Annotated in this window: 3 protein-coding genes; 1 reads left to right on the forward strand and 2 read right to left on the reverse strand. The window is 45.8% G+C overall.

The genetic code is table 11. The annotated features are described in order from the left end of the window. A partial coding sequence (gene pcrA / locus H6S82_RS26060; protein WP_191056943.1) for a DNA helicase PcrA occupies positions 1–2,115 on the reverse strand: 2,115 nt, incomplete at its 3' end. 170 nt (positions 2,116–2,285) lie between these two features. Here pcrA and H6S82_RS26065 point away from each other — a divergent pair. Continuing rightward, a complete protein-coding gene (locus H6S82_RS26065) occupies positions 2,286–3,017 on the forward strand; it encodes an SIMPL domain-containing protein (RefSeq protein ID WP_190474403.1) in 732 nt (243 codons plus the stop codon). On the opposite strand, the gene H6S82_RS34175 is transcribed toward H6S82_RS26065, so the two are convergent. After that, positions 3,014–3,166: an ATP-binding protein gene (locus H6S82_RS34175; protein WP_277926571.1), complete on the reverse strand. Its 153-nt coding sequence runs from the start codon at positions 3,164–3,166 to the stop codon at positions 3,014–3,016. The two genes, H6S82_RS26065 and H6S82_RS34175, sit on opposite strands and share 4 nt — an antisense overlap.

A 3,166-nucleotide genomic window follows, 5' to 3' on the forward strand; every position in this document is an offset into this window, starting at 1 on the left:
AATCGTCGCTCCGACTTTACCACTTAATAACTCAACCGGCAATTCTTCCAAAAATTGCGATTTGATCGCGGGTGCGCGATCGCCCCATAAGCGCCGTTCTTGTGCGTGACTCAGATATAATCTCTCTTGGGCGCGAGTGATGCCAACATAACACAAACGTCGCTCTTCTTCCAGTGTTGCCGGATCGTCCAAACTGCGGAAGTGCGGCAACAATCCCTGTTCCAATCCTACCAAAAATACGACTGGAAATTCTAACCCTTTGGCAGAGTGCAGCGTCATCAAAGAAACTGCTTTTTGTCCTTCTTTCACATTATCTAAATCTGATGCTAACGAAGCATTTGCTAAGAAACTTTCCAGATTGGCGTCCTGATTTTCTTCTTCAAATTGCAGCACGGCGTTAAACAATTCAAAGACGTTTTGCAATCTGTCCTGCGCTTCATCGGTGCCTTGCTTTTTCAAATCGTCAATATAACCGGAATCTTCCATAATTCCCTGCACGATTTGCGATGCCGTCTGTACTTCCATTTGCTGCTGCCATTTCTGAATTAGCTGCACAAAGCTGTTAATTTGTTTGGCTGCACGTCCGGCTAATGTACTTACCGATGTTTCGTCGCTGATAATTTCCCACAAAGGCACACCTAATTCCTGTGCGGCATTGAGTAGTGCGTCTATTGTGGTTTTACCAATACCGCGTCGGGGTGTGTTAATTACGCGCACCAAACTAACTGTATCGGCTGGGTTGACAATTAACCGCAAATATGCCATTGCGTCTTTGATTTCTTTGCGATCGTAAAACCTCAAACCGCCAACCATTGTGTAGGGAATACCCCAGCGCAGCAAGGCATCTTCAAACGGTCGAGATTGGGCATTTGTGCGATAAAGAATCGCGAAACTACCCAAGTTTAATTCATCGTGCTGGCGTTCTAGTTGGCGAATTTGCTGCACGGCAAACTCAGCTTCGTCGAGTTCGTCCTCAGCGCGATGAAGGTAAATCGGTTCTCCATGTCCGCGTGTAGGACGCAAAATTTTATCGATGCGTTGGGTGTTATTTTCAATTAGCTGATTCGCCGCTTGCAGGATGTTTTCCCTCGAACGATAATTTTCTTCCAGCTTCACCATCGTGCGCGTGTCTTCATCTGCCAAACCATCGCCAAAGTCTTCTTGAAATTCCAACAAAATCCGGAAGTCTGCCATGCGGAACGAGTAAATCGCTTGGTCAACATCGCCAACGACGAACACAGAACGATTTTGCCAATTATTGAATTTTTTGGGGTTTTCGCCGTTAGTTACCAAGAGACGAATCAAGTCGTATTGGGTGCGATTGGTGTCCTGATATTCATCGACTAGAATATGTTGAAATCTGCGATGCCAGTAACCCAAGACTGTCTCGTTTTGTTCAAACAGATGGACGGGAACCGAGATGAGGTCATCAAAATCGAGGGCGTTATTTTCGGCGAGTTTATCTTGGTAGATGCTGTAAACTTGGGCTATCACTCTACCGCGAAAGTTCGCCTGATCTCGCTCGTATTCTTGGGGTGATAAGCCTTGGTTTTTGGCGTTGCTGATGGCGTAGCGAACCGAGTTCGGATCGAATTTCTTATCGTCCAAGTTGAGTTGTTTGACGACAATTTCTTTAATCAAGATTTTGACATCGGATTCGTCAAAGATAGAAAAGTTGCGATTCCACTTGCGTCCTTTTTCGTCTTGGTATTTTTCGATATCGTATCTGAGAATGCGAGCGCAAAGACTGTGGAAAGTGCCAACCCACAAGGGTTTGATGTAAGTTTTGTAAACTTGCGATCGCCATCTCGTCTGTTCTTCTCCCGAAAGCGACTCAAACGATTTACCAGTCTCTCTTTCAGCTATCTGTACGGCGAATAACTTTTCAATCCGTTCTTTCATCTCCCGCGCCGCCTTATTGGTAAAAGTGACAGCCAAGATATTTTCCGGATCGACTTTGTGTTTTAGGATGAGATTGGCAACTCGATATGTCAGCGCTCGCGTTTTGCCGGAACCAGCCCCAGCCACAACAAGCAATGGGCCGCAAAAATGTTCGACGGTGCGACGTTGAGAGGGGTTGAGATGGCTGAGAAAGTCGGTGGTTGTTGTGGTCATGTGCAGGGGCTAGGGCGTCGGGGCTAGGGGTTAGGGGCAGAGGGGGAAACAAATAAAAATGTTCTGATTTGAAGAAAAGCTTAGCAACTCAGAAAGAGTTAAGCTCTAGTGGAAAGTGATGGTATTAATTAATTTAGGCATTTTAGATTGGGTTTACTCTGTACAAAATTATGCCTCAAATGTTGCGGTTTCGTTCTCAGTTTAATATGTGGAGCTATTTTATAGCTTTATCTTTAGCTTTGGGTATGGTTATCGACCCAGTTTTGGCGCAAGAGCAACCAAAACCCAGAATTCTCACCGTAACGGGTCAGGGAACGGTAACTATCCCTACAACAATAACTCAGGTGAGCCTGGGTGTTGAGGTGCAGGGGAAAACCGCAGGTGAAGTACAACAGGAGTTGGCGAGACGATCGTCTGCCATTGTAACGCTATTGCGATCGCGCAATGTCGAAAAATTACAAACCACCAGCATTACCCTCAATCCCACCTATAGCTCCGATCGCGACGGAGTGCAACGCTTCACCGGATATATAGGCAGCAATATTGTCAGCTTTCGCATTAATACCGAATTATCCGGTAGACTACTCGATGAAGCAGTCCAAGCGGGAGCGACTCGAATTAACGAGATTAATTTTGTCGCCGCCGATGATACCATTGCAACTGCTCGACAACAAGCTATCCGCAACGCCATTCAGGATGGTCAAAAGCAAGCAGAAGCAGCTTTGGGTGCTTTGAATTTCACTCGCCGGGATATTATCAACATTCAAATCGACTCAGACAGATTTTTACCGCCACCAGTCAATGCCGATTTTGCAGCACGTTCAGCTAATATTGCCGTCACCCCAGTCATAGGAGGAGAGCGACAGGTACAAGCTTTTGTAACTCTGCAAATTAGCTACTAATTGGCTAAGTTGGCGGTGCAGGAAGCTGGCAAACTTTCATCAACAATACCCACAGGTAAGCAAACAGTGAAAGTAGAACCTTGTCCGACCTTACTTTCTACAAAAATTTCACCACCCATCATTTGACAGAAGTGGCGGCAAATTGCCAA

This window comes from Planktothrix sp. FACHB-1355 (assembly GCF_014748295.1).
GTDB lineage: Bacteria > Cyanobacteriota > Cyanobacteriia > Cyanobacteriales > Aerosakkonemataceae > Aerosakkonema > Aerosakkonema funiforme_A.

Excerpts from the sequence above, each read along its gene's own strand:
- H6S82_RS26065 (WP_190474403.1), top strand. The coding sequence starts at position 2,286 with ATGCCTCAAATGTTGCGGTTTCGTTCTCAGTTTAATATGTGGAGCTAT.